This is a genomic window from Secundilactobacillus sp. MJ173 (genome assembly GCF_059704265.1).
The window spans coordinates 32,830-58,415 of the sequence record NZ_BAAKGN010000012.1 but is presented as its reverse complement, the minus strand read 5'-3'; the positions used below and the strand labels follow the sequence as shown (position 1 = coordinate 58,415).

Sequence of the window (25,586 nt, the reverse complement as noted above, 5' to 3'; positions counted from 1 at the left end):
AAAGTAATTTTCATCACTGGTTATAGGCTTCAACGGCAACTTGGTCAGGGAAGATGGTTAACTCACTAACACTACCGTTTTGAGGGTAATTACCCGTTGTGTCGACACCTAAGTAATCGATAATTGTCCGGATTAGGGTGCCGTGACTGACCAATAGAATCGACTCACCGTTTTTGCAGTGTTCACGCAGGGTAGTAAAACCTGTTTTAACGCGTGAAATTACGGCCTGATAGTCTTCGGCGGTGTGTGATGGGTCACTTTGCTTCATGGCATCACGAGTCTCTTTAAGGCCACCAATTGCCATTAAGTCGTCTTGACTATGTTTGCCATAAGGTGCGGCAATTCCAGCCCAAATATCATCAGAATCTAGGCCTTCAAAGAAGCCAAAATTCACTTCGCGAAATGCGGGTAATTGGGTCACTTCATCAGGTGTCTGGTGGAGCTGGTTTAAAATGATGTTACGGGTACTAATGGCCCGGCCCAAGTCTGAAGAAAAAGCACGATCAAAAGTGACACCCCGTAATTTTTCAGCGGCTTGCCCAGCTTGCTGAATCCCTTCATCTGAAAGGTCAGAATCAATCCAACCTTGCATACGATTGAAGCTATTTAACATCGTACTGCCATGGCGAACCAGATAAACGGTGAATGAGTCCATTGTGATTCCTTCTTTCAAACATAATTTCTTTCATTGTGCCGGATAATTGATTGATGTGCAACTATGGTTTTTTAAGAAATTTAATTTAAAGATTAATATAGACTTGATAGCGAGAATATCAGTATTATACTAAAAACAAAACATGGAGGCGTTGAAATGAAAATTACAATTTCTATAGCACAGATGGATATTAGTTTCGGCAAACCAGCCGAAAATTTCTCGAAAATTGAATCATTTGTAGCACAAGCCGCCAGTGAGCATGCTGATATCGTGGTTTTTCCAGAAATGTGGAATACCGGCTATGATCTTAGCCGGTTTGATGATATTGCGGATGCAAACGGTAGTCAGACGTTGCATGTTTGTCAGGCACTTGCGAAAAAGTACCATATTATGATTCACGCTGGATCCGTTGCGACAAAACGAGATCAGCAATTCTTTAATACCACGTACGTCTTCAACGAAAACGGTGAGTTATTGACCACGTACGATAAAGTTCATTTATTCGGTTTGATGCGCGAAGATGACTTTTTGACCCCTGGTAATGCCCAAGATCATTTTGAGGTGAAAGGGGTACCCGCCACTAGTGTGATTTGCTACGACATTCGTTTCCCTGAATGGTTGCGAACGTTGTCGTTGTCGGACAGCCGGATTATTTTTGTTCCAGCAGAGTGGCCAACACCGCGTATCGCACAGTGGCGCACACTATTAGCCGCACGCGCTATTGAGAACCAAAGCTTTGTTGTGGCTGTTAACCGGGTTGGTGCGGATCCAGATAATCGTTTCGGTGGTCATTCAGCTGTGATTGATCCACTTGGTAATGAGGTACTAACGCTGGGTAATGATGAAGAATTGAAGACAGTGACGATTGATACCAATGCAACGGATAAGGTTCGTGGTTTTATGCCGGTATTTGCTGATCGTCGGCCAGAGCTATACGAATGACACCTGAATCCAATCAGCGGTATAATAGTATCCGTACAGATATTAATTTCAAGGAGGATTTTCATGGCAAAAGTAGAAAGTTTTCAATTAGACCATACTAAGGTTAAAGCACCCTATGTTCGTTTGATTACGGTGGAAAAGGGACCAAAAGGTGACGCGATTACTAACTTTGACTTACGACTGGTCCAGCCTAACGAAAATGCAATTCCAACTGCTGGTCTTCACACGATTGAACATTTATTAGCTGGTTTATTGCGTGACCGGATGGATGGTGTTATTGACTGTTCTCCATTTGGCTGCCGTACCGGGTTCCATCTCATTATGTGGGGTGAGCCAACAACCACTGAAGTTGCGAAGGCATTGAAGAGTTCCTTGGAGCAGATTGCTAACGATATTAAGTGGGAAGACGTTCCCGGAACTGATATTACAAGTTGCGGTAACTACCGTGATCACTCGTTATTCTCTGCTAAGCAGTGGTCTCGCGATATCCTTGAAAAGGGTATTAGTGATGATCCGTTTGAGAGAAATGTTATTTAGAGAGAGTGTAAAACAACTCGTTTAGATTCCAGAATATAGTGTCATAAAAAACGGGTATCCGCTGTTCTTGGGCGGGTACCCGTTTTTTATGACACTATATGGCCGGAATCTGAGTTGTTTTACACGTTTAGGCGAAGTAGGGGGACGAGCAGCCGGAATCTGAGTTTTATCACAGCTTAAACAAAAAAGAACCCACCGATATAATCGATGGGTTCTTTTATTATGATTTAAACGAATTAAGCAACAGTAACGTTGGCTGCTTGTGGGCCGCGGTCGCCTTGTTCTACGTCTAAGGTTACATGTTGACCTTCTTCAAGAGTCTTGTAACCATCAGCATTGATAGCTGAGAAGTGAACGAAAACGTCTGAGCCGTTTTCCAAAGTAATAAAGCCAAAACCTTTGTCGCCGTTAAACCATTTTACAGTACCTTGTTCCATAAGAGTGAAACCTCCGAGCGCATAGCGCAATATATTTGTGTATCTGAAACTTTAGAAATCGGGGAAGTCATTCTTACGAACGTCGTACCAAAATTTCGAAGTATTAAATACATTAGTTGTAAGCTTACCAGCTATTGGCAGTAATAGCAAGTGCTAAAACCTCAATTATTTGAAATTGTCTAGTATTTAGTCGAAATTTGGACGCCTAATCGTTACTCCCCCGTCAGTTATAGCAATAAAGAAATTAATTAAATTCTTTTTTATTAATTACAGAAACTCCTTAATTTGCTGTTTTCTTAAGTTAATCGTTTGGGTGTAAACGTCCCTGATTAAGTTCAACAATTTCTCCAGTTTGGTTATAAACCATTTCTTCAGCTAAGTTCACGATTCGATCACCAATCCGCTCCAATAGTTTAGTTACCATGAGATAACTTGCGCCAGCTTCAGCCACAGCTGGATCGGCATGAATAGCATCGGTAATATTATTTCTGATCTCATCGAATTTGGCATCCACATCTTGATCTTGATTAGCGACAACTTGTGCTTGTTTAATGTCGATGTCTTGGAAGGCGGTTAGAGCTTCCTTGAGCATCTCCCGAATCATGGTAGTTAGGGATGCAATGTTAGTTTCCACCTCTTTGTTGCGGTGAGAGCCTTTGACACGAATGGTTTCTAGGGCAATGCCGGTTGCGTGATCACCAATCCGTTCCAAATCTGAACTGGCTTTTAAAATCGTGATGACATTACGAAAATCATCGGCCACGGGCTGTTGTAACGTCATCAATGTGAGTGCCTGTTTTTCGAGGTCCACTTCATTGCCATTGATAGAATTATCTTGTTGAACGAGACTTTGAGCGGCAACCTTATCGTGATTGATATAGGATTCGGTGGCTTGTTCGATTTGTTCGCTGACCGCGTCACCCATCTGAGTAAAAACTGAGTATAATTTTTTAAGTTCAAGTGAAAAAATGTTATTCATTATAATATCACTCCTAACCAAATTTACCATTGAGATAATCACTGGTATCTTGCATTGCGGGTTTGGTGAACATTTTACTGGTAAGATCATATTCAATCAGGTTGCCGTTTAACATGAAGGCTGTCCGGTCAGCGATGCGCGAGGCCTGCTGTAGATTATGGGTAACGATAATGATGCAGTATTCGTTTTTGAGTGCCATTAAAGTGGTTTCAATCTGGGCACTAGAAATCGGGTCTAATGCACTGGTTGGTTCGTCCAACAAGATAATATCAGGTTGGACGGCAAGCAATCTGGCAATGCAGATTCGTTGCTGCTGTCCACCTGAAAATGACATGGCGTTCTTATTGAGATTATCTTTAACTTCATCCCAAACGGCTGCTTGTTTAAGCGCACGTTCGACTTGTTCATCCAAAAATTTTCGGTCTCTGTGGCCGGTTAACTTCAGACCATAAGTAACGTTTTCATAGACGGAAAATGGGAAAGGGTTCGGTTGTTGAAAGACCATGCCGATTTGTTTGCGCAGCTCAACTAAATTAGTAGTGGGGGCATAGATATCCTGACCGTGAAATTGAAAACTACCAGTAATGGTTGTTTTTGGAATTAAGTCGTTCATGCGATTTAAGCAACGTAAAAAGGTAGATTTACCGCAACCGGATGGACCAATGAGTGCGGTGATACTGTGATCTGTAAAATCTAAGTTGATACCGTGGAGTGCTTCTTTTTTACCATATGCAAGGTGAACATCTTTTGTTGATAACAATGCAGTCATAGGAAGTCCTTTCTCAACCAAAATGGCCGGTGACATAATCGTGCGTGGCTTGCATTTCTGGTGTTTGGAAGATTTTTTCAGTCTGATCATATTCGATCACGTGTCCCAAATGGAAAAAAGCAGTGTAAGCACTAATGCGTGAAGCCTGTTGCATATTATGAGTCACAATAATGATCGTATAGTTCTTGGTTAATTCCTTAAGGGTCATTTCTAACTTAGTAGTAGAAATAGGATCTAGGGCACTGGCAGGCTCATCCAGCAATAAAATATCTGGCCTCATGGCGATTGCGCGGGCAATGCACAATCGTTGCTGCTGACCACCAGATAGAGCGAGTGCGCTCTTATCAAGATCATCTTTGACTTCATCCCACAGAGCGGCTTCCTTTAGACTGGTTTCAATCCGTTCATTTAACGCCTGTCGGTTTGTGATTCCCGCGGCTTTAAGCGCGAAGGTAATGTTTTCGGAGATTGATTTTGCGAAGGGGTTAGGTTTTTGAAACACCATGCCGATATGTTTACGAACCTCGTAGACGTTCACTTTGGGACTATTGATATTGGTGTTGCGATACTTAATTTCGCCTTCAACGCGGGCAATCCGGTCATTCATTCGGTTGAGTGAACGTAGATAAGTTGATTTACCCGAACCGGAAGCGCCAATCAAAGCAGTGATCTGAAAGCGGGGGAAACTTAGACTGGCATCGGTCATGGAAGCACGAGAACCATTCCCGTAATAGACTTGTAACTGATTGGTGGATAAAGCAATTTCTTCGGTTGGAACGACAATGTGATTTTGACTCAAATCATAGGTTTCCATGGTGTCTTACTTCCCTCCAGTCATTTTTTTGTACAGGTGGTTGCCGATTGCACGGGCGCCAAAGTTAAACAGTAGAATGACGATGATCAGTACGGCTGACGCACCAGCTGAGATGCTGACAGCATCGGGGGTAACTCCTTCAGTGTTGACCTTCCAGATGTGAACGGCCAACGTTTCAGCTGGACGCATTGGATTAAGAAAACTGTTGCTGTCAGTGGGATTCCAATTTGAATAATTTAAAATTGGTGCACTTTGTCCAGCTGTGTAAATTAAGGCGGCAGCTTCGCCAAATACCCGACCGGCGCTAAGAATGATACCCGTCAAAATTCCAGGTAGCGCTGCTGGCAAGATGATCCCACGAATCGTTCGCCAGTTGGAAAGGCCCAGGGAAATACCGGCTTCACGCTGACTATCTGGGACTGCGTGTAATGAGCCTTCAATGCTGCGGACTAACAGTGGCAGGTTGAAAAACGTCAGTGCAATCGCACCAGATAGAATTGAGAAACCCATGTGAAATTCAATGACGAATAGCAGGTAACCAAACAAGCCAACAACGACTGAAGGCAGTGAACTAAGCACTTCTATCGCCGTTCGAATCAGCCCAGTACGCCAATTATTACCAGCGTACTCCGATAAATAGATGGCCGATCCAAGGGCCAACGGAAACGAAATGATGAGTGTTAACATTAACAGGTAAAGGGAGTTAAACAGTTGGTCCCGAATGCCGCCGCCAGCACTAAATGAACTAGATGGGGAAGTTAAAAAGTGCCAACTAATATGTGGAAAGCCACTCAGAATGATATCGCCTAATAAGAAAAATAAAATGAGAACGACGATCAAAACCAGGAAGTTAATGATTTGGGTGGCTATTCGATCCGTTTGGTTCGGTGTCATGATTTTATTTCGCCTCGCTTTCCGATGTAACGGATGAGTAAGTTGAACACTAGAGACATTAGTAGCAGGATTAAGGCTAATGACCACAGTGCGTTGTTTGGTAATGTTCCCATAATGGTATTACCGATGTTAGTCGTTAACTGACTGGTCAACGTTGAAGTTGGTGTTACTAGATTACGAGGCATTAAAGCGGCGTTCCCAATGACCATCTGAACGGCCAGTGCTTCACCGAATGCGCGAGCCATGCCGAAAATGACTGCGGTGAGTAAGCGGGGCATGGCCGCACGTAAAAGAACTTTATAGATGGTTTGAAAACGGGTTGCACCTAGTGCCAATGAAGCAGAACGAAAGTAGGTGGGAACTGCTCGTAGTGCGTCAACAGCCAGCGAAGTAATCGTTGGCAGTACCATCACAAACAGCACGATGGTACCGGCCAAAATACCGGAGCCAGTTCCGCCAAAAAGATGACGAATAGACGGGACAACCACCGTTAAACCGATAAAGCCGTAAACAACGGATGGAATCCCCACCAACAGTTCAATTACCGGTTGCAGAAATTTGGCACCATTCTTTGGTGCGATATCAGTCATAAAGAGTGCTACTGCAATCGCAAATGGTGTGGCAACTAAGGCGGCTAAGATCGTTACACTAAACGAAGTAACAATCATCGGTAGTGCGCCGACTTGGGGCTGACCGTTGGCATTCAAGGTGCCGGGATTCCATTCTTTTCCAAACAAAAATTGCCAGAGATTGACGTGATTAGCTGTAAACGTAGCAACTCCCCGGGAAGTAATGAAGTAGAGAATACTGATCACAAGGATGATGATTGCAGCGATGCAAGTGTAGCTGATGGTTCGACCCATAACATCTTCATGTGATGCTTTAGAAGGTGCGGTTAATTTGTGTTGAATATCATCCATATAAAAGCCTCCAATATCACAATGTATTTGTTTCAATGCCAGCAGGAACGATGAAATTCGTGCTGGTATGCCATAGATAAGCGGAAAATCAGGACGGTTGGTAATTGCCTGATTTTCCGCTTATTGGTTGTTTAAGTTCGATTATTTGGTGACAACGTTTTTAGCGTTTTTGGTCACTTTCATGTCGTGAATACTGATGTAGCCAAGCTTGTTGACTAGACTATCTTGGACTTTACCAGAATTCATGTACTTCAAGAAACCTGCAGTTGCTTTAGCTGGTTGTCCCTTGGTATACATATGTTCGTATGACCAAATGGTCCATTTGTTAGTAGTGACGTTCTTGTCAGTTGGTTTAACGTTATCAATGGAGAGGGCTTTAACTTTGTCGTTTACATAGGAGAAAGCAAGGTAACTGATGGCACCGGGTGTTGATGAAACCAGTTTTTGCACCGTACCGTTAGAATCCTGTTCCTGTGACGTTACGGCCTTTTTGCCTTCCAGAACAGCCCCTTCAAAGGTTGCTCGAGTACCAGAGCCTTGCGCACGGTTGATCACTGAGATTTTTTGATCTTTACCACCAACTTGTTTCCAGTTAGTGATCTTACCAGTGAAGATGTCACGTAATTGTGCCATTGAGACGTTAGTAACACCAACTTCAGGATTGATTACTGGGGTCATACCCACAACGGCAACTTTGTGGTCAACCAGCTTATCCGCTTTAATTCCCGATGACTGTTCCGCAAAAATATCGGAGTTACCGATTTGAACTGCACCTTGTTGAACTTGGCTTAGACCGGTTCCCGAACCACCACCTTGAACGGTGAGGTTCACGTTTTTGTTTGAAGCCTGGTAATCCTGTGCAGCTTGTTCAACTAATGGTTGAAGTGCAGTTGAACCAACGGCTGTGATCTTAGTGACCTTTGCAGCCTTGGTGTTGTCGGCAGAAGATTTGTGGCTCGACTTCGAACTGCAACCTCCTAATAGCAGGCCGGCGAGACTAAAAGCAACTAACGTGGAAAGCAATGTTTTTTTATGCATGAACATATTCCCCTTTAAAAGTATTGTGTTGTAGAATGGCAATTCCTAAGCACAAGGTTAGTATAAAAGGTCTGCGTAAAGTTAATGTATAGGTCATGTAAAGATTATGTAAAACGGGTTTTGTTGGACAATGAAACGTGGGATAACTATGGTATCAACTGAAATGAAAAGAGGAAGCCCAATGGATAGAAGTATTTTGCTGATTAGCGACAATGACAATCTGTTGAAACGACTCAAACAGATTATGACTGATTGGCAAATCATTAGCAGTCCCACTTATTTACCCGACTTCTTGTTGAACCGTGACAATCAAACTGTCATTATTTTGGATTTAGATCACTTCTTTGCTTTAACTCAGCGAATCGATACATTGGTGTTGATGCGTCAGCAGTTTCACGGGCCATTATTAGCGATTCATCGACAAAAGTTAGCTGTCACGAAAGTCTGCGACATTTTTGATCGATTTCACTTTGATGATTTACTGTCGTTAGAGATGGCTAACTGTGAACTGCGGGCGAGAATTCAACAGAAGATTTGGCGGTATTATCAACCACAGGAAGAAAGTCGTGAATTTTTAAATACGGGCCAACTGAAAGTGGATTTTCAGCACTATATGATTACCGTGAATGGTCGTAAGCTCACAATGGGTCCCGTGGATTTTCGGTTATTAGTTTACTTTATGCAGCACGAAAACGTTGTCCTGACCCGCGCCCAGCTTGCTGAAGGAGTTTGGCGCAACAACCGGGATGCAACGTTACGTTCGATTGATTCGCATATCAGCAAGTTACGCAAATTGATCGAAGTTGACGCCAAGAATCCACAATGCTTAAAGACGGTGCGGGGGTTTGGCTACATTTTCAAAAGCGTTACGGAGAAGGATACAGCTGACAAGGTAACTGCTATAATAAAACCGAATACCTAAATTGAAAGGGTGGTTTTATGGCAGACTATATTCACGAGATGAGGGCACTGGTAGGACATCGACCAATGATTTTGAATACCGCGGCTGGTGCCTTACTAGATGATAACAACCGTTTATTATTACAGGAACGCGCGGATACTGGTGACTGGAGTTTCCCTGGCGGTTACATGGAATTTGGTGCTAGTTTTGTCGAAACCTGTCAGCGAGAATACCTGGAAGATGCGGGGATTGAAGTGGAACCAGTGAAGTTACTTCAATTATTTGACAAGGATTTTTACACCTATCCTAATGGTGATCAGACACAACTCATTACGGCACTGTATTTAGTTCGGCAAACGGGTGGTCAACCATTGAACCACGTTACCAACGAGACTAAACAGGTGAAATATTTTGATTTAAACCATTTGCCGACTTTGTTTAATGAACAATCAAAGAAAATGGCTCAAGCAGTCATTGATGAGGTGAACTCATGGCAGGTCGGTTAGTATTAGCAGCACATCAACCCGAAAAGACCAGTGGGTGCGTGACGGCGAATGGTACAGCAGTCATCGATAGTAGGGGGAAAAAGGTTGACCAAATGAGTGCTTTGACAGCTGTTACTGTGAGCCAAGAAGTGACGGATGATCATGGTGAACACTTCTATCAAATACAGGATGACCGGTATCTTTTAAAAAATGCCGTTACGCTGAATCCTGATTTGTGGCAGGCAGCCCTTAAAGAAGGGCGACAGCCATTTAACCTTAAAGCAGAAAACATCAATCAGATTTGGTGGGGGATGCAGAGTGGCTGTGAACCGGCTGCTTTGTTGGAAGGCCTCCATGCAAAGGGGTATGCCACTGAATTAGATTATTTAACCTTCTTAAAGGAAATGCCTAGGGCAGCTGACTTTAATCCAAACCATGGTTTTGGCGGTAAGCCTGATCAAGATATGCCGGGGCATTTTGAAGCGATCTATCCAGATCCGTTAGTCACTTGGGCGAAGAAGTATGCACCGGTCACTGACGTCAGTGGGTTAACTGCTGAAAAGATGCCGACTTTATTGCAACAAAAAAAGCCCATCGTCGCATACGTGACGGTGAACTTCGGAATCCCTGAATGGGGAGAATATTCATTTGGACGGGCGATGGGCAATAACCATGCAGTATTAGTTGATGGTTATTTTGGCGAGTTGTTGCACGTTTCGGACCCGATCGACGGTCGTTATTGGCTGAGTATAGCACGATTTAAAAGGGCTTATGATGCACGGCAATGGGCTGTTAAGATTGGTTAAATTCCTAGCTGATCTTGCAAGCGTGAAATCTCGGGATCTTGGTGTTCGCCCTGATAAGCCGTTAATGCATCATGGAGACTTAGACGAGGATTGTTTTTGCGGTCGGTAACCGTTGTCGCGTGAGTCAATACGCTTAGAATGGCCTCTTCGACTACTGAAACGGTCATACGGAAGTAACGGTCGAATTTATCATCCGTGATGGCAGTTTGTGAGGACAGTTCAGTTTTAGGATAGTGGGCAATCCGATTGGCGGTTGAAAAAGCTAAGACGATTTCACCACTGCCGTTACCGATGAAGGCCCCAGTTCGGGTGATGCCAACGCTGGCACGCTTAGCAATCCGGGTTAACTGACGAGAATTAAAGGGAATATCAGTTGCTAGAACAGTGACGATACTGCCTTTTTCTTTTTGCTTTTTTTCAGCTTTGAAGGCAGCCAATTTTTCGCCAACGGGGACGTTGTAGATGTTCAAATCACGCAAAAAGCCGTAGTTTGATAGCACCAAAGCTCCCATTGTAAAGGACTTACCATCGATTTTAATCACCCGACTGGCGGAACCGATGCCGCCCTTTAAATCATAGCAGCTCATACCGACACCGGCACCCACCGTTCCTTCGTCAAATGACGCACCGGTATGATGCAAAGTGTTTAGAACGTCATCCTTAGTAATGAAAACGTCGCGAATGTCGTTAATATCACCGTCGTTACATTCCATAACGACAGGATTCACTGTGCTGGTAGTGTTGCCAATGTCTGGATTTTCAGCCATCATGTCTTCGGCCAGTGCGGTTTCAGCGGTTCCTACCGCAAAGGTATTCGTTAGCACAATGGGGGTTTCTAGCGTACCTAGTTCATTGATCTGAACTAAGCCGGTACTTTTACCAAAGCCATTAATAACGTGGGCAGCTGCCGGTAGTTTATTGAGAAAGACATTGTCAGCAGTTGGTTTGATCACCGTGATGCCCGTATGGTGGGTACCACTATTGAAGGTGGTTTGACCAACTGATACACCAGGCACATCAGTGATCAGATTTAACGGACCACGAACTGAATCCGTGCTAATTGCGTCTAAAAAAGGTTTTGAGAGTCCCAAAATAGTTCCTCCTCTTAATGAGTGACAAGTGGATACTTTAAATAATGATAAAACGGTGAGATAATTTAATTCATTATAGCAATTATTCTTTGAAGATGTCACTAGTTGCTAATTTTATGAGTAAGTAGCAGGATCTAGCTTATTTTCTGTAAAATTGCCAACAAATCGCAACATCTACTTCAGTATATGATACAACTATAGCAATTCAAGGTTAGGGGGATCTTTATGTTAAAACAAGATGGCCATTCACACACGGAATTTTGTCCGCATGGTAGCGGTGATGACGTGGAGTTGATGATTCAAAAGGCAATTCGGCTTGGCTTTGAAAGCTACAGTATTACGGAGCATGCGCCACTACCACCAGCATTTGCTACGGAATATGCGGGGCTAGAAACCGGTTATACCGAGGCCTCGATGACTATGAGCGACTTACCTGCTTATTTCAAAAAGGTGCGGCGGATGCAGGATAAATATGGCACACAAATTCAAATCAACGTTGGGTTTGAAGTGGACTTTCTACCCAATCAGGTACAGTGGACACGGGACTTTCTAAATGAATATGGGCCGCAAACGACTGATAATGTTTTATCCGTTCACTTCATGCAGGGGACGGATGATCATTTTTGGTGCGTCGACGATACCCTTGATGATTTTGAAAAGGGACTGCTCAAGCACGCAAGTAATGGACAATCATTGTATCATCAGTATTTTAAAGCGGTGACCGAAGCGGTAAATGCAGATCTTGGTGCCTACGCACCTAAACGCATTGGACATATCACGCTGATCAAAAAGTTTCAGGATTACTTTGGCTTGCCGCGGGCTTATGATGCTGAGACGAAACAAGTCATCACAACCTTATTACAAGAAGTTAAACAGCATGGTGATGAACTTGATTATAATGCCGCCGGACTTTATAAGGAATTCTGTAACGAAACTTATCCGGATGCTGACATTTTAAAACAGGCTCAGCAGATGCAGATCCCGTTAGTTTACGGTAGCGACGCACACAGCGTTAAAGAAGTAGGCCACGGGTATCATACGTTGATGGCTATGGTAAAATGAAATTAATTTTAATAATTGGGAATGCCGTTACACCATGTAATAAAGCGCTAACACTAGCTGATATTATTAAAAGATACATTGACAAATTAGAATTTGGTGTTAAATTAGATACAACCATTAAAACTGAATGACAAAATAAGTTGTGATTAGAAAAAGTAGTTGAACGCCGATGCGCAGAGAGCTTGGAATGCTGGAAACCGAGTGATTGGGACAACGAAACACCTCTATGAACTGATCAGCTGAATGAAGTAAGCTGCTCCGCATGTTTAGCGTTATCAGGGTTACCTTAACTGTTCTTGAAGTGTTTTCAATGACTAGTTATTGGCAACGTAAGGCCGTCATCGTGAGGTGGCGACAAATTGAGGTGGAACCGCGATTAAATCGTCCTCGTAAACTAACTTGTTTAGTTTGCGAGGATTTTTTGTTTATCAGAAAGGAGAGCAAGCATGATCAAAAATCGAAATTTACCTAGTGGAACGCGAGATGAATTTGGCCCGCGAGCCGCAGTTAAAGAAACCATTTCAGCACAGCTTTTTGCCATTTTTAAACAGCGCGGTTTTACCAAGTTAACCACGCCGATTCTCGAATACGCGGATGTTTTTAAACCTTTAAACCTTGATAATTACCGGCCATATCAACTCCTTGATGAACAGGGGGAAGCATTGGTCCTTCGACCGGATCTGACGTTACCAGTTGCTCGGATGATGAGTACTACAGGGGTTGAGTTACCAGCCAAATGGTATTACGGCGGTGACGTTTTCCGGGTAAAGAAACAGCTGTCAGGCAGTTATAACCAAGTTACTCAAGCCGGCGTTGAATTAGTCGGGTCAAGTAGCATTAAAGGCGAACTAGAGTGTCTAACAATTGCTTTAGCAGGATGTTTCGCAACTGGTGTTAAGAAAATGACCTTGGAATTAAGTGATGCGCGTTTTGTGGAAGGTGTCCTTGAGGCGTTACCGGTACCGGAGCCAACCAAAGTAGCCCTGAAGCAGGCCTTGTTCACCAAGGACCTCACCAGTTATAACCAGATTTCAGAGTTACTTAATGAAACTGAATTTGGTGATTTTCTAAGCGAGTGGCCTTGGCTGTTTGGCGATTTTGATACCGTCATGAAGGTGGTTAAACGCCTGCCAAAGATTCCTAAAGTTCAGACAGTGATTGAGAACCTGAATGCTGTCAATCAGTTTATCAAGCGACTGGCACCAGATCAGCAAGTTGTCCTCGACCTCAGTATTCCCTCACCGCAGACTTATTACACCGGGATGGCTTTCCGGGGTTACACCCAAAACGCTTCAGATTACTTGTTCAGCGGTGGTCGTTACGATGACTTGTTAACTAGCTTTCAGCAGATCAAAGAACCAGCTGTTGGCTTAGCGTTTGACGTTGACGCATTGGCTGATCGGGTACCGTTACCAGAAGCACCGCAGCAGACCCTGATTTATTTTAACCCCGATCAGTGGCAGCAAGCTGAACAGGTGTTGAAAGAGACACCTAACAGTACCTTGTGTCTGGCAGACAGTCGCGAAGAAGCCCAACGAATTGCTGTCAGCAATAATCAGCAGCTGTTAGATTTAACGAAGGAAGGTGAGTAAATGCCAATCAAAATTGCTTTAACCAAAGGCCGTGTAGAACAGCAAGTGGTGCCGTTGCTTGAAGCCAGTGGGATTGATTGCAGCGGTATCCGCAACAAGGGCCGGCGATTGATTTTTGACGAAGATCCGGTTTACGAAACCATCTTGGTTAAGGGACCCGATGTTCTCACTTACCTCAACAGCGGTTCGGTTCATCTGGGAATTGTCGGTAGCGACATCTTAGCTGAGCAGAATAATACTCAATACGCCATGCTAGATCTAGGGGTGGGCCGTTGCCGATTCGTTCTTGCTTCGACGAGTGATTTTAATCCACAGCAGGTTCGGCGGAAAATCATTGCTACCAAGTATCCGAATATTACGAAGCGCTATTTTCAAAGTATTGGTGAAGATGTTGAGATTATTCGAATTGAAGGCTCAGTGGAACTAGCCCCATTGATTGGCTTAGCTGATGCCATCGTTGATATTACGGAAACGGGGACCACGTTAAAAGAAAACAATCTCCATGTTTACGCTGAATTGCAGCCAGTCAGCACAAAACTAGTCGTCAACCGTCTAGCTTTGAAACAGTATCATTCAGAAATTAGAACCTTAGTTGATAACCTACAGCAAGCCAAAAATAATTTAGGAGTGAATGCATAATGAAAATTTTAAAAAATCAAACTTTAGACCAATTACTCGAACAAGTCGACCGTCAAACGGACCAACAGGCTAACCAACCAGAAGTTGAAGCAACTGTTGCAGAAATTATTGCTAACGTGATTAAGAACGGTGATCAGGCTTTAAAGGAATACAGTCAAAAGTTCGACAAGGTTGAATTAGATGACCTTCGAGTGCCACAAGCTGATATTGATGCTGCCTATAAAAACGCGGATCAAGATTTAATCGATGCTTTGAACTTAGCGAAGAACAACATTATTAGCTATCACCAAAAAGAGATTCAAAACGGTTTCGTGGACGCTGAACAAAAAGGTGTTGTCCGTGGCGAAAAAATCACTCCGTTAGCTGCTGTTGGTCTGTACGTTCCCGGTGGTACTGCTGCGTATCCATCATCTATTTTGATGAATGTCATTCCCGCTAAATTAGCTGGTGTTGGCAAAATTGTGATGGTAACACCTCCACAAAAAGATGGTATTGGCCAAGCCGTTTTAGCTGCTGCTAAGATTGCTGGTATTGATGAAATTTATCAAATTGGTGGTGCCCAAGCTATTGCTGCTTTAGCATACGGGACTGAAAGTGTTCCCCGTGTCGATAAGATTACCGGTCCTGGTAACATCTTTGTTGCCGTTGCTAAGAAACAAGTTTTTGGCCAAGTTGATATCGATATGATTGCGGGCCCATCAGAAATTGGTGTGATTGCGGATGACTCAGCTAACCCTAAAGAAGTTGCTGCTGATTTGCTGTCACAAGCAGAACACGATAAGATGGCCCGCCCAATGATGGTAACGCCTAGTGAAAAATTTGCTGAAGCTGTTAGCGATGAAATTGATTGTCAAGTTCAAACTTTACCACGGCAAGAAATCGCCAGTGCTTCCGTTGCCAACAAGGGCTTTATTGCCGTAGTTGATGACCTTGATGAAGCCTTTACCGTGATGAACGCTATTGCCCCAGAACACTTGGAAATCGAATTGGAAGATGCGATGCAGTACCTCAACCAAATTAAGAATGCCGGTTCCGTCTTCTTAGGCTTTAACGCCTCAGAACCAGTGGGTGATTACGTTGCTGGTCCTAATCACATTTTGCCTACTGGCGGGACAGCTCGCTTCTTCTCACCACTTGGTGTGTCAGACTTTGTTAAACGGATCCAATTTGTCACTTATTCACGGGATGCGCTGAAGAACGAAGAAAAGGCGATTACCACCTTAGCACGTGTTGAAGGCCTTGAAGCCCACGCTCGCGCTGTTGAATCACGGTTTAACTAAGGAGACTTATCATGAGAGAAGCAACGGTTAAACGCAATACGAACGAAACTCAAATTGAATTGAGTTTGAATTTAGATAATTACGATACGATTAAAATTGATACTGGTATCGGCTTTCTAGACCACATGTTAGACGCTTTTGCCCGACACGGCCGGTTTGGTCTCGTTGTTAAAGCCAATGGGGACTTAAACGTTGATCCTCACCACACCACCGAAGACGTGGGAATTGCTTTAGGAATGGCGCTCAAACAGGCGCTGGGTGACAAAGTTGGTATCGAACGGTTCGGATCAGCGTTGATTCCGCTGGATGAAACGTTAAGTCGAGTGGTCATCGATCTATCTGGACGGAGTTACCTGGTATTCAACGCCGAATTGACCAATCCAAAATTAGGCGATTACGATACCGAAGTTACGGAAGATTTTTTCCAGGCTTTTGCTTTTAATGCAGAATTAAACTTGCACGCAGAAGTGCTGTATGGCAGAAATACGCACCACAAAGTTGAAACGTTGTTCAAGGCACTGGGTCGCGCGCTACGTGCGGCAGTGACCATCAATCCTGAAATCAAAGGGGTGCCATCGACTAAAGGAGTGATTTAATGATTGCGATTATTGATTACGACACGGGTAACACCAGAAACGTCAAAAAGGCGATGGACTTTCTCGCAATTCCTAATACGCTGTCAGCTGATTCAGAGGTTATTTCGAAGGCTGATGGGCTGATTCTTCCGGGAGTCGGTGCGTTTGGCAAGGCAGTGGAAGCACTGAAGGAGCGCGAACTGATTCCGGTGATTAAGCAAGCAGCCGAAAAAGGGACGCCGATTCTAGGAATTTGTCTTGGAATGCAATTATTATTTGACCGCAGTTTTGAATTCGGTGAAACGGATGGGCTTGGTTTGATTCCAGGCGAAGTTGTGGCTATTCCGGAGAATTTAGGCGTTAAGGTACCGCACATGGGCTGGGACCAGAATCAAGTCACACAGCCAGATCCCATTGCCAGCGGTTTTGACCAGCAATCCACGTATTTCGTGCATTCATACTACGTCAAAACCCAACCGCAATATATTTTAGCTGAAAGTGATTATGGCGTTAAGATTCCTAGCATCGTACGTAATCAAAACGTGATTGGCATGCAATTTCACCCAGAAAAGAGTGGTCGGATCGGTTTAAATGGTTTGGCCGCGTTTAAGGAGTTGGTATCTAATGGAAATTATTCCCGCAATTGATTTAAGAAATCAGCAGTCCGTTCGCTTGTACCAAGGTGACTTTGATCAAACCACACTGATTGCTCAAGACCCGCTGAAGCAGGCTAAGCAAATTGAAGCGGCTGGGTTAAAACGACTTCACTTAGTTGATTTAGACGGTGCTAAAAGTGGCCGGCCGGTGAACCGTGAACTGATCAAACAGATTTGTGCTGAAACCAGCTTAAAAGTTGAAGTTGGTGGTGGCATTCGTACCTTAGCTCAGATCAATGGCTATCTCACCAGTGGCGTCTCACGCGTCATCTTAGGTTCCGCGGCACTTACTGATCCAAAACTTGTTCAGGAAGCTGTTAACCAGTTTGGTAACGATCAAGTCGTTGTGGGTATTGATGGCAAAGATGGCAAGGTTGCTATTTCCGGCTGGCTAGAAGAAAGCGATGTGTCCATGAACACTTTGATGACCTCGATGGTAGCAGTGGGTGTCGTCAATTTTGTGGTGACCGATATCACGAAGGATGGCACACTAAGCGGGCCAAACGTGGATCTGTTGGGAAAGTTGCAAAAAGACTTTCCAACTACCGAGGTGATTGCCTCTGGTGGTGTCACTACGGTTGCTGATTTAGAGAACTTGGCTGCAGCGGGCATTAAGTCAGCCATTGTTGGCCGAGCGATGGCAACTGGTGATCTTCCCTTGAGAACTTTAGCGGAGGTGTCCAGCAATGCTAGCTAAGCGAATTATTCCTTGCCTGGACGTGGATCATGGCCGGGTCAAGAAGGGCGTTAATTTTGTTCATTTAACCGACGTTGGTGATCCGGTAGCCATTGCTGCTGCTTACGAAAAGCAGGGTGCTGACGAATTGGTCTTTTTGGACATTACGGCAACTAACGAAAAGCGGCCAGCAATTGTGGATACCATCGAAAAGGTGGCTGGACAGGTATTCATGCCCCTGACAGTTGGCGGTGGGATTCACAGTGTTGACGATATGCAGCGATTGTTAAAAGCTGGGGCGGATAAAGTCGCAGTGAACTCAGCGGCGGTTCGTGATCCCTCATTGATATCAGAAGGTGCCGAAAAGTTTGGTGCCCAGTGTATTGTTTTGGCAATCGATAGTAAATGGGATTCTGAAAAACAGCGTTACACTGTTTACGTCAATGGTGGTCGTGAAGCCACTGATTTAGACGTTATCGAGTGGGCAAAGCAGGGTGTTGCTGCTGGTGCTGGCGAACTCATGGTGACCAGTATGGATAAGGATGGCACTAAGAGCGGCTTTGACATTCCGCTATACCAAGCGCTGACAGCGGCGGTGAGAGTGCCCATCATTGCTTCCGGTGGTTGCGGTGAGATCAGTGATTTTAACGATGTTTTCAAGCAAACGGATGTTGATGCGGCTTTGGCTGCGTCAGTCTTTCACTTCGGTGAGTTCACGATTCCGGATGTTAAGGCAGCATTGAAGCAGGATGGAGTGACAGTACGATGACGTTAAAGCCAGATTTCGATAAGTATCCGGATGGCCTTGTACCGACCATCGTTGTGGATGATCAGACAAACCAAGTCTTGATGATGGCCTATATGAACGCCAAAAGTTATCAGCTTAGTTTAGAAAGCAAGCAGACCTGGTTTTGGTCCCGCAGTCGGCAAGAACTTTGGCACAAGGGTGAGACTAGTGGAAACACCCAAGACATTGTTGCAATCCAGATCGATTGTGACGAGGACACGCTACTGGTCCGTGTTAATCCAGCCGGACCAGCGTGCCATACGGGGCATACCAGTTGCTTTTACCGCGATATTGAACTTAATTCAGCAGGAGGAAAATAATATGCAGGACTTAGATGCACTTTACCAATTAATTTTAGACCGTAAAAACAATCCTAAAGAGGGGTCTTATACGGATTATCTCTTTACTAAGGGTTTGGATAAAATTTTGAAGAAAGTCGGCGAAGAATCTACGGAAGTAATCGTTGCAGCTAAAAATGATAGCGATGACGAATTCGTTTATGAAGTTGCCGATTTGGCCTACCATGTGCTGGTTCTCATGGCAGATCGCGGCATCAGTGTTGATCAAGTTAAAAAGGAATTGGCTGAACGTGAAGGCTTGATGAGTAAGACCAAGGAACGCCGGGATATTAAAGATTTGTAGGAGGAACGCCGATGGTCAAAGAAGCGATTAAAAAACTAAAGCCGTATATCCCAGAAAAAACGATTGCTGAAATTAAGCAGGAACAAGGCTTAACCAAATTGATTCGTTTGTCTGCCAATGAAAATGCTTGGGGAACTTCGCCCAAAGTGGCGCAAGCGATTCTGGACTGGGGCGTTAAAGACGCTAACCGTTACCCGGATAGTGAAATGACGGCTTTGCGGCAAACCATTGCCAGTGGCTTAAACGTTTCACCAGATACGCTGGTCTTTGGTGACGGGCTTGATGAAATCATTCAGCTATTGTCTCGGACGTTGCTTTCTCCCGACGATGAGGTGATTCTAACCCAGCCAACATTTTCGGAATATGCCCTTCACGCTGAAATTGAGGGCGCTAAGATAGTCGATGTCCCCGTGGACAGTAACGGGACTACCGATTTAGCCGGCATGCTGGCGGCAATTACACCAGCAACAAGCATGGTGTGGCTCTGCAACCCGAATAATCCAACCGGGACATACGTTACTCACCAGGCGATTGCTGAGTTTATGAGCAAAGTACCGCAAACAGTGACAGTCATCGTTGATGAAGCTTACATAGACTTTGTCACGGCTGAAAAACAGGCTTCAGTTACTGATTTACTACCTCAGTTTGATAATCTAGTGGTATTACGCACCTTTTCGAAGGCGTACGGCTTAGCTAACTTTCGGGTGGGCTTTGCAGTCGTTGCACCACAATTAGCAAAGATCCTGCAAACAGTGCGCTTACCATATAATTTAAGTACCTTTGCAGAGATTGCGGCAGAGGCGGCGTACAGTGATCAGCAATTTGTTCAGCAAGTGGTTGAAACCGTTGCGGATGAACAGCAAAAATGGCTGTCTTTTTTCAAAGAATTAGGCTTATTATATTATCCATCGCAAGCAAATTTTGTGTTTTTTAAGATTGATGATGCTTCGACAATCAGCCAGAAGCTACTAAGCCACGGGTACCTTGTTCGTACGGGTTTAGGACCTGATTGGTTACGAATTACGGTTGGTCAGCCTGCGGATAATCAAGCTGTTCAGCAATTGATTAGAGAGTTTGTTAACAAACAATAATTGTAAAAAAGTGTTGCCAAGTTCGGTAAAATAACGAATTTAGTAACACTTTTTTGTTGTTATAACGTATCTGATATTGTTACAATTAACGTGGAGATTTATAAATCCATAAATTTTATTTTTAGACAATTTTAAAGGATAGCGGATGCTGTTAGGAGGAACGAAAAATGGCACAGGCTGCATATATTTCGCTGTCTTGTCTGCCATTACCGACTTTTATTGAGGGTCGCCGGGTAGAACTTAAACCGGATGGTAGTAAGATGAACCAAGTTCATTTGGAGTACTTTGTGTTTGTTTTCGTACGCAAGGGACGCCTTAACGTGATTCAAAATGACGTTGAACAGCAGATTAATGAGGGTGAAATCTTTATCATGACCCCGGGATACCATAAATATGTGTGGTGGGCCGATGAAGAAACGGTGAAACTAGACTGGATCTACGCCTATGTTGCTGGTGATTGGCATGTTCAATCGTCATTGGCGCCCGCCAAAAATTCAATGAAAACGTTGATGCTTCATCCACCGGTACCAGTACAAACGCTTTTTTTAATGCAGCATCGCTCAGTTGAACAACCTGAACGGGTTTATGAGATGGTAGACCAGCTAGTTTCCAAAGAGTTGAACTGTAATTCTAAGCAGTTTTTTGAGGCCCAGTCGATTTTCATTAAATTATTATCCTGTTTGCAGACGCAAGACAATGCTAAAAACGAGTTGACTCAGATGTCATTGTCAATTCAGAGATTTCTCAAGAAAAACTTCAATAAAAAAATTACTGCTGCGACGTTAAGCGAGCATTTTGATGCACGGCCAAACTATATCGTGCGTGTTTTACGGCAGACGATTGGCATGTCACCAGCGGAGTTTTTAATGCAGTATCGGATGGAAGAAGCAGCCCAGTGGCTATTAAATACGGATACCACGGTTGAAGATATTGCTTTGAACGTCGGTTTTCAAAATATTTACTATTTTTCAACGTCATTTAAGAAGTACACGGGTGTTTCACCGACCAAGTACCGTCAGAATGCAAAAGCAAAATAATCTGAGTGGTACTACGTAGAGTTTGAAAGGTAACATCAATAAGCGTTATTCCGATTTTTGGCGGGATAACGCTTATTGATGTTCACTGGTTCAATTGGGCCTCAACATGCTCAATAAATAATTAGATTAAAATGAGATTTCTATGTGAAAAACTATTGACAAGGTTTTAGGATGATGCTTTAATAACAACATAAACATTTTAATCATTTTCTCATTTTATAACATAGCTCTTATTTAAGGGGCAAAAGAGAGGTCTTACATATGGAAAGTACACAAGCAGCAACAACTGACACCGAGAAAATGTCAGTAATGGATTATGTTTATAAGGTTTCAGCCGGTGTTTCAAACGCCGTCTTGGTTATGTTGGGGATTGGGTTGTTAACACAATCAATCGCTAACTTCGTTCATTGGCAGGCCTTATTCCAAGTTGGTTCAATTGCCCAATGGTTACTGGCACCCGCGTTTGGTGCCGCGATTGCATCACAAATGAAGGTTAACACGCTGGTTCTCTTCAGTGCCATGATTTCATCCACTGTTGGTGCTAATGCCGTTTACTTCACAGGAACAGCAATGCACGCCGCAACTGCTACTGGTAACAAGATGGTTGAAGCAGCCCAATCAGGGATCTTCACCACTGGTCAACCTATCAGTGCCGTTGCAGCTGGCTTAGTTGCCGTTTTAGTTGGTAAGTATCTTACTGGTAAGACACCACTAGATATGATGCTGGTTCCTCTGGCAGCTACGTTAGTTGGTTCAATTGCCGGTCTTGGATTAGCAAGTGTTACCACACCTGCTTTGAACTGGATGAGTGCTTTCATCGCCCAATCAATGCAAGTTAACCCAGTTATCGGTTCAATCTGTGTTTCTCTTGCTTGGTCATTGTTCTTGATGACACCTGCATCTTCAGCTGCTTTGTCAGTTGCCGTTATGCTGTCACCTTTAGCTGCCGGTGCTGCTTTGGTTGGTACCACCGCTCAATTCGTTGGTTTTACCGCTATCTCATGGCGTCAAAACAAGATCGGTGCTAACATCGCTCAAGGGATCATCACTCCTAAAGTTCAGTTCCCTAATCTATTGAAGAATCCGCGTTTGGCAATTCCATCATTTGTTGCCGCTGGGGTTTGTGCACCACTTGCAACCGTCTTCTTCGGTTTCAAAGTTTCTTACACCCTTGGTGGTTTGGGATTGAACTCATTGATTGCACCAATCAACTTGGCTTCAAGCAGTATGCCAATGTTCATCGCCTACATGGTAATGGCAGTTTTGGCACCAGCCGTAATCTCACTGGTTGTTTACCACTTGCTTGCCGCAGTTGACTGGGTTAAAGACGAACAGCTTCACTTGGAAATCGTTTAATCGAGAGTGTGACACAACTCGGTAGATTCCAGAATATAACACAAACAAATGCGTGTGCCGTCGATCTTGAACGGTATACGCATTTGTTTGTGTTATATGGCCGGAATCTGAGTTGTGGAGCCATTTTAGGCTAGATAGAATAGTGCTCAAAAGCAAATTTATAGTTGTATTTCAGTCAAGAAACCAGCTGAAATTTCTATCAATATAGACTTATAGCACTGCTTTTGTATTTTAACCGTGACGCTTTTTTCTATGGTAGTAGAAGGCCCCAAGCAGGACTGCTAAAACGATGACACCTATCAGTACAAACATTGACGCTTCTTCAAACCAGCCTAGGACTGCTTGCCAATGCGATCCAGCCAGGTTGCCAGCGTTGATCAGCACGGTATTCCATATCAGGGTGCCTAACGTGGACAAACCGGCAAACGACCAAAAAGGATACTCGGCCATCCCAGCAGGAATGGAGATTAGACTGCGTACTACTGGAACAAATCGGCCGTAGAAAATCGCGATTCCGCCACGTCGATTAAAGAAGTTACCAGCACGTTCAATATCGGTTTGTTTCAAGCGAAGCAAGCGCCCGGCTCGGGTATTAACAAATTTGCTAAGGCGTTCTACTGAAACGAGTCGACCAACGCCATATAAGAGGATGGCGCCGATAATTGAGCCGATGGTGGCGGCTATAATCGCTCCCCAGACAGTTAGGTGAGTGGTCAGCGTCAAAAAACCGGTAAAGGTGAGGATGACCTCAGAAGGAATGGGCGGAAAGACGTTTTCTAATGCAATCAAGAAAACAATTGCGAGATAGCCGTATTGATTAATGAGTGTCATGATCGTTTGGGTATTCATTAGGCGTCTCCTTATGACGTAGTAGAGGATACTTATTACATCAGTTTATCGAAGTTCTAATGCTTCAGTCAATTATCTGTTACTGAGCTAAGAGATTCTTAAGAATTTAACTCATTGTCAGTTCTGACGGATTATTAAGGGTGCGGACGCGTATGGTATCGGGCACTGCTTGGAGGTCATCTACCAGCTGTTTTGTCTGATTCACAGCCGTTAAATCAACGTTTACGAGCATGTAGCCGTAGCCACCGCGAATGTTGCTGATCATCTCTAAGACGGGGACGTGATAATGACGGAGCACGGTAGAAATATCATTCCAAAATTCCGGGCGTGAATTAAAGAAAAGGGTTAATCGGTTGGGACTGGTAAAGGGTAAATCAGCAGTTGGAAAGTTTACCGAAGCTCGAATTATGCCAGTCTCAAGAAAGTCACGGGTATTTTATAAAGTTAAGTTAGCGCTTTTGGAGAGCGCTTCAACGGTGTTACCGCCGAGATGCGGCAACATGACGATGTGTTCATGGTGTTGCAGTACGGTGGTTGGAAAATCGGTAATGTAGCGACTGAACTGACCTTGATCTAGCGCAGAAATGACGGCTTGATTGTCGACCAGCTCACCACGGCCAAAGTTTAATAAGACGGCGTTTTTACGCATAAGACGAAATCGTTCGGCATTCATGATGCCTTCAGTCGTTTCTGTCAGAGGCAGCAGGAGAACCACAAAGTCGGCGATGGCTAAAACTTCATCGATGGTTTCTAATTGTTGGACAGACTGGAGATTTTTAGGGCTGCGATTATAGCCGACAACTTGCATCCCTAAGTGGTAGCAATTATCTGCCAGTCGCTGGCCAATGGCACCTAGGCCTAGAATGCCGATTGTTTTACCATATAGTTCATTGCCGATGAACTGGTATCTGGTTGCTTCCGCTTGTAACTGAAGGTGGTCACCTGTAAGTGATGCGGTATGTTCAATGGCTGCTTGCAGTGGTCGCGCACTGGCAAATAGTGCCTGAATGACCAGTTCGTTAACTGCATTGGCGTTAGCTCCTGGTGTGTTAAAAACGGCAGTCCCATTTTGCGTGCATGCCTCAATGTTGATCGTGTTCGTCCCAGTACCAGAGCGGGATACCAGTAATAAATGCGGTGTGATCAGTTCATCTGGTACTTTTGAACTACGCACAAGGATTGCGTCAGGTGCACTGGTGTCTTTAATTTGAAAAACGTTACCGGCAAACTCACTCACGTTAAATTCATCGATTGCTTTTACTTGATACATAATTTTTCCTCCAAAATCGATTCTCGAGTATAATAAATACAAAATTTTAAGTCAGAGGTGAAGTTGATGCACATTGATTTCGTGAAACTTTCCAAGGATCATCCCACAATTGGTGAAGGTGGTCAAACCAAAGACACCACCTTTGGTCAGTACGTGGAAATTGGCAGTCAGAACTTTATCGATAACAGTACGATTGATGACTACACCTATACGGGCCAATTATGCTTTATCCAAAACAGCGAACTGAAGAAGTTTATCAGTATGGCCGCGATGGTCAGAATTGGACCGACTAACCATCCTTATAATAGACCAAGTCAGCACATTTTTGCATATAACGGTACGGGTTATGGGTTCGGCGATCCTGATACGGCATTTTTACAGCAACGCCGAGAATTAAAGACGGTGATTGGTAATGATGTCTGGCTGGGCCATGACGTGGTTGTCCAAGCTGGCGTAACGGTTGGTGATGGTGCCGTCATCGGTGCCGGTGCGGTGGTGACTAAGGACGTTGAACCCTATACGATTATCGGCGGTATTCCCGGAAAGAAGATCAAGGATCGTTTTCCGGATGAAATTAAAACGGATCTGGAGAAGATTGCTTGGTGGGATTGGTCGCGAGAAGAACTTGAAGCGAACTACGCCGATTTTAGATTACCCATTGAGGAATTTGTGGCTAAACATTTGAAGTAGAGATGGTTGATTGAAGAACTCTGATACTAGAGTTCTTTTTTATATAAAGCGCAATTTACTCAAGAAGTGATTGCATCTTGCCCCGATTGGCGCTACGGTTATAGTTAAAAAACTTT

31 protein-coding genes and 1 other annotated feature are annotated in these 25,586 nt (G+C 44.0%); of the genes, 19 read left to right on the top strand and 12 right to left on the bottom strand.

What is annotated here, in order from left to right; translation table 11 throughout:
- Window positions 1-13 precede the first annotated feature (13 nt).
- A complete protein-coding gene (locus AC6H04_RS01790) occupies window positions 14-655 on the bottom strand; it encodes a histidine phosphatase family protein (protein WP_497570068.1) in 642 nt (213 codons plus the stop codon).
- Between the two features lie 156 nt (window positions 656-811).
- On the opposite strand from AC6H04_RS01790, the gene AC6H04_RS01785 reads away from it, so the two are divergent.
- Together AC6H04_RS01785 and AC6H04_RS01780 are read left to right on the top strand one after the other, a co-directional pair.
- Complete coding sequence (locus tag AC6H04_RS01785; RefSeq protein ID WP_497570067.1) at window positions 812-1,597, top strand: carbon-nitrogen family hydrolase; 786 nt, start codon at window positions 812-814, stop codon at window positions 1,595-1,597.
- Window positions 1,598-1,660: 63 nt separating this feature from the next.
- Window positions 1,661-2,134 (top strand): S-ribosylhomocysteine lyase, encoded by a 474-nt coding sequence (locus tag AC6H04_RS01780; RefSeq protein WP_098823680.1) that lies wholly within the window; start codon window positions 1,661-1,663, stop codon window positions 2,132-2,134.
- A 236-nt stretch (window positions 2,135-2,370) separates the two neighbouring features.
- Here AC6H04_RS01780 and AC6H04_RS01775 read toward each other — a convergent pair whose 3' ends face one another.
- The 7 genes from AC6H04_RS01775 to AC6H04_RS01745 all read right to left on the bottom strand — a co-directional run bounded on the left by AC6H04_RS01775 (window position 2,371) and on the right by AC6H04_RS01745 (window position 7,985).
- Window positions 2,371-2,571 (bottom strand): cold-shock protein, encoded by a 201-nt coding sequence (locus tag AC6H04_RS01775; RefSeq protein ID WP_089108851.1) that lies wholly within the window; start codon window positions 2,569-2,571, stop codon window positions 2,371-2,373.
- A gap of 301 nt (window positions 2,572-2,872) precedes the next feature.
- Window positions 2,873-3,550, bottom strand: coding sequence for a phosphate signaling complex protein PhoU (phoU, locus tag AC6H04_RS01770; RefSeq protein ID WP_497570066.1), 678 nt, complete (start codon window positions 3,548-3,550; stop codon window positions 2,873-2,875).
- A gap of 13 nt (window positions 3,551-3,563) precedes the next feature.
- On the bottom strand, window positions 3,564-4,319 hold the full coding sequence (gene pstB, locus AC6H04_RS01765) for a phosphate ABC transporter ATP-binding protein PstB (RefSeq protein WP_497570065.1): 756 nt from the start codon (window positions 4,317-4,319) through the stop codon (window positions 3,564-3,566).
- A gap of 13 nt (window positions 4,320-4,332) precedes the next feature.
- Window positions 4,333-5,133 carry a phosphate ABC transporter ATP-binding protein PstB gene (gene pstB, locus AC6H04_RS01760; RefSeq protein ID WP_497570064.1) on the bottom strand — a complete coding sequence of 267 codons (801 nt, stop codon included), beginning with the start codon at window positions 5,131-5,133 and terminating at the stop codon, window positions 4,333-4,335.
- Between the two features lie 6 nt (window positions 5,134-5,139).
- Window positions 5,140-6,027 carry a phosphate ABC transporter permease PstA gene (gene pstA / locus AC6H04_RS01755; protein WP_497570063.1) on the bottom strand — a complete coding sequence of 296 codons (888 nt, stop codon included), beginning with the start codon at window positions 6,025-6,027 and terminating at the stop codon, window positions 5,140-5,142.
- Window positions 6,024-6,947: a phosphate ABC transporter permease subunit PstC gene (gene pstC / locus AC6H04_RS01750; protein WP_497570062.1), complete on the bottom strand. Its 924-nt coding sequence runs from the start codon at window positions 6,945-6,947 to the stop codon at window positions 6,024-6,026. Before pstC ends, pstA begins: the two co-directional genes overlap by 4 nt.
- Window positions 6,948-7,088: 141 nt before the next feature.
- A complete protein-coding gene (locus tag AC6H04_RS01745; protein WP_497570061.1) occupies window positions 7,089-7,985 on the bottom strand; it encodes a phosphate ABC transporter substrate-binding protein PstS family protein in 897 nt (298 codons plus the stop codon).
- A gap of 181 nt (window positions 7,986-8,166) precedes the next feature.
- On the opposite strand from AC6H04_RS01745, the gene AC6H04_RS01740 reads away from it, so the two are divergent.
- The 3 genes from AC6H04_RS01740 to AC6H04_RS01730 are packed head-to-tail and all read left to right on the top strand — an operon-like array spanning window position 8,167 to window position 10,177.
- A complete protein-coding gene (locus AC6H04_RS01740) occupies window positions 8,167-8,907 on the top strand; it encodes a winged helix-turn-helix domain-containing protein (RefSeq protein WP_497570060.1) in 741 nt (246 codons plus the stop codon).
- Between the two features lie 17 nt (window positions 8,908-8,924).
- Window positions 8,925-9,392: an NUDIX hydrolase gene (locus AC6H04_RS01735; protein ID WP_497570059.1), complete on the top strand. Its 468-nt coding sequence runs from the start codon at window positions 8,925-8,927 to the stop codon at window positions 9,390-9,392.
- Complete coding sequence (locus AC6H04_RS01730; protein ID WP_497570058.1) at window positions 9,377-10,177, top strand: C39 family peptidase; 801 nt, start codon at window positions 9,377-9,379, stop codon at window positions 10,175-10,177. The genes AC6H04_RS01735 and AC6H04_RS01730 overlap by 16 nt, the downstream gene beginning before the upstream one ends.
- Here AC6H04_RS01730 and AC6H04_RS01725 read toward each other — a convergent pair.
- Window positions 10,174-11,268, bottom strand: a complete 1,095-nt coding sequence (locus tag AC6H04_RS01725; protein ID WP_497570057.1) for a DmpA family aminopeptidase — start codon at window positions 11,266-11,268, stop codon at window positions 10,174-10,176. The genes AC6H04_RS01730 and AC6H04_RS01725 overlap by 4 nt on opposite strands.
- A gap of 225 nt (window positions 11,269-11,493) precedes the next feature.
- Here AC6H04_RS01725 and hisJ point away from each other — a divergent pair, with 225 nt between their 5' ends.
- The 13 genes from hisJ (at window position 11,494) to AC6H04_RS01660 (ending at window position 22,661) form a co-directional block, all read left to right on the top strand.
- Window positions 11,494-12,330, top strand: coding sequence for a histidinol-phosphatase HisJ (hisJ, locus tag AC6H04_RS01720; protein ID WP_497570056.1), 837 nt, complete (start codon window positions 11,494-11,496; stop codon window positions 12,328-12,330).
- 133 nt (window positions 12,331-12,463) lie between these two features.
- Window positions 12,464-12,722: a binding site (T-box leader), on the top strand.
- A 54-nt stretch (window positions 12,723-12,776) separates the two neighbouring features.
- Window positions 12,777-13,922, top strand: a complete 1,146-nt coding sequence (locus tag AC6H04_RS01715) for an ATP phosphoribosyltransferase regulatory subunit (RefSeq protein WP_497570055.1) — start codon at window positions 12,777-12,779, stop codon at window positions 13,920-13,922.
- Window positions 13,923-14,561 (top strand): ATP phosphoribosyltransferase, encoded by a 639-nt coding sequence (gene hisG / locus AC6H04_RS01710; RefSeq protein ID WP_497570054.1) that lies wholly within the window; start codon window positions 13,923-13,925, stop codon window positions 14,559-14,561.
- Window positions 14,561-15,841: a histidinol dehydrogenase gene (hisD, locus tag AC6H04_RS01705; RefSeq protein ID WP_497570053.1), complete on the top strand. Its 1,281-nt coding sequence runs from the start codon at window positions 14,561-14,563 to the stop codon at window positions 15,839-15,841. The genes hisG and hisD overlap by 1 nt, the downstream gene beginning before the upstream one ends.
- Window positions 15,842-15,852: 11 nt before the next feature.
- Window positions 15,853-16,437, top strand: coding sequence for an imidazoleglycerol-phosphate dehydratase HisB (hisB, locus tag AC6H04_RS01700; protein WP_497570052.1), 585 nt, complete (start codon window positions 15,853-15,855; stop codon window positions 16,435-16,437).
- On the top strand, window positions 16,437-17,063 hold the full coding sequence (gene hisH, locus AC6H04_RS01695) for an imidazole glycerol phosphate synthase subunit HisH (RefSeq protein ID WP_497570051.1): 627 nt from the start codon (window positions 16,437-16,439) through the stop codon (window positions 17,061-17,063). Before hisB ends, hisH begins: the two co-directional genes overlap by 1 nt.
- Complete coding sequence (gene hisA / locus AC6H04_RS01690) at window positions 17,041-17,769, top strand: 1-(5-phosphoribosyl)-5-[(5-phosphoribosylamino)methylideneamino]imidazole-4-carboxamide isomerase (protein WP_497570050.1); 729 nt, start codon at window positions 17,041-17,043, stop codon at window positions 17,767-17,769. Before hisH ends, hisA begins: the two co-directional genes overlap by 23 nt.
- Window positions 17,759-18,517 carry an imidazole glycerol phosphate synthase subunit HisF gene (hisF, locus tag AC6H04_RS01685; RefSeq protein WP_497570049.1) on the top strand — a complete coding sequence of 253 codons (759 nt, stop codon included), beginning with the start codon at window positions 17,759-17,761 and terminating at the stop codon, window positions 18,515-18,517. The genes hisA and hisF overlap by 11 nt, the downstream gene beginning before the upstream one ends.
- Window positions 18,514-18,855: a phosphoribosyl-AMP cyclohydrolase gene (gene hisI, locus AC6H04_RS01680; protein ID WP_497570048.1), complete on the top strand. Its 342-nt coding sequence runs from the start codon at window positions 18,514-18,516 to the stop codon at window positions 18,853-18,855. The genes hisF and hisI overlap by 4 nt, the downstream gene beginning before the upstream one ends.
- Before the next feature lies 1 nt (window position 18,856).
- On the top strand, window positions 18,857-19,177 hold the full coding sequence (hisE, locus tag AC6H04_RS01675; RefSeq protein WP_497570047.1) for a phosphoribosyl-ATP diphosphatase: 321 nt from the start codon (window positions 18,857-18,859) through the stop codon (window positions 19,175-19,177).
- A gap of 11 nt (window positions 19,178-19,188) precedes the next feature.
- Window positions 19,189-20,268: a histidinol-phosphate transaminase gene (hisC, locus tag AC6H04_RS01670; RefSeq protein ID WP_497570046.1), complete on the top strand. Its 1,080-nt coding sequence runs from the start codon at window positions 19,189-19,191 to the stop codon at window positions 20,266-20,268.
- A gap of 167 nt (window positions 20,269-20,435) precedes the next feature.
- Entirely contained in the window at window positions 20,436-21,305 is an 870-nt protein-coding gene (locus AC6H04_RS01665) for a helix-turn-helix domain-containing protein (RefSeq protein WP_497570045.1), read from the top strand.
- A 261-nt stretch (window positions 21,306-21,566) separates the two neighbouring features.
- Entirely contained in the window at window positions 21,567-22,661 is a 1,095-nt protein-coding gene (locus AC6H04_RS01660) for a PTS sugar transporter subunit IIC (RefSeq protein ID WP_497570044.1), read from the top strand.
- Between the two features lie 231 nt (window positions 22,662-22,892).
- Here the strand turns inward: AC6H04_RS01660 and AC6H04_RS01655 are convergent, their stop codons facing one another.
- The 3 genes from AC6H04_RS01655 to AC6H04_RS01645 form a co-directional block, all read right to left on the bottom strand.
- Window positions 22,893-23,510: a DedA family protein gene (locus tag AC6H04_RS01655; protein WP_497570043.1), complete on the bottom strand. Its 618-nt coding sequence runs from the start codon at window positions 23,508-23,510 to the stop codon at window positions 22,893-22,895.
- Between the two features lie 106 nt (window positions 23,511-23,616).
- Window positions 23,617-23,808, bottom strand: coding sequence for a hypothetical protein (locus AC6H04_RS01650; RefSeq protein ID WP_497570042.1), 192 nt, complete (start codon window positions 23,806-23,808; stop codon window positions 23,617-23,619).
- A gap of 138 nt (window positions 23,809-23,946) precedes the next feature.
- Complete coding sequence (locus AC6H04_RS01645) at window positions 23,947-24,780, bottom strand: NAD(P)-dependent oxidoreductase (RefSeq protein WP_497570041.1); 834 nt, start codon at window positions 24,778-24,780, stop codon at window positions 23,947-23,949.
- A 66-nt stretch (window positions 24,781-24,846) separates the two neighbouring features.
- Here AC6H04_RS01645 and AC6H04_RS01640 point away from each other — a divergent pair, with 66 nt between their 5' ends.
- Window positions 24,847-25,470, top strand: a complete 624-nt coding sequence (locus AC6H04_RS01640) for a DapH/DapD/GlmU-related protein (RefSeq protein ID WP_497570040.1) — start codon at window positions 24,847-24,849, stop codon at window positions 25,468-25,470.
- Window positions 25,471-25,586: the final 116 nt, after the last annotated feature.